We start from the raw sequence: 673 nt of genomic DNA, 5'->3' as shown, positions 1-673 counted from the left end.
GCCGCGCGCCGCGCCAGCGCTCGCCGACCGCGTCGCCGAATTCGACCACGCTGCGCGCCATCGGCACCACGGCCTCGAGCTGCGAAAAGTTCGACGGCGCATCGCGCGCGGTGAGCTCGACCCCGCTGGTGACGCGAACGCCCTGCTCCATCGGCGTCATCAGAAATGCCCCCTCCGCATCATGGATCGGCCGCAGCAATTTGCGTGCCGGGTTCGGCACGAAATGCTGGTGATAGCCGCGCTCGAACGCCAGCGGCACGCGATAGCCGAGCGGCCGCAGCAACTCGGCCGACCACGGGCCGAGCGCGACCACGACATGGCGCGCGGCGATCTCGCCGTCGACAAGCTGCACCCGCCAGCCATCGTCTTGTTGCTCGATCCGCCGGATCTCGGATTGCCGCACCGTGCCGCCGCTGGCTGCGAGCATCTGCGCATAGGCCTTGACCACCGCGCCCGGTGAATCGACCGATGCCGTCTGGGTATGCAGCAGGCCTGTGCTGTAGGCGGGGACGATGTTGGGCTCGAGCGCGGAGATCGCCTGGCGATCGAGCACCTCGCTTTTGATGCCGAATTCGGCAAGCGCCGCCTGCTCGGCCCTGGCGGCCGCGAGCCCGTCGCCGCGCCAGGCCTTGAGCCAGCCGGTCTCTCTGATGCGATGGCCGGCGCCCGCCTG

General features: G+C 70.0%; 1 protein-coding gene. It reads right to left on the bottom strand.

Translation table 11 applies throughout. The features are described from left to right. A partial coding sequence (locus tag H8B02_RS47655; protein WP_229172568.1) for an NAD(P)/FAD-dependent oxidoreductase occupies positions 1-673 on the bottom strand: 673 nt, incomplete at both ends.

It is taken from the genome of Bradyrhizobium altum (assembly GCF_020889705.1).
Classification (GTDB): Bacteria; Pseudomonadota; Alphaproteobacteria; order Rhizobiales; family Xanthobacteraceae; genus Bradyrhizobium; species Bradyrhizobium altum.
Note: the sequence above shows the minus strand (reverse complement) of the source record. Positions and strands in the feature narration are given on the sequence as shown.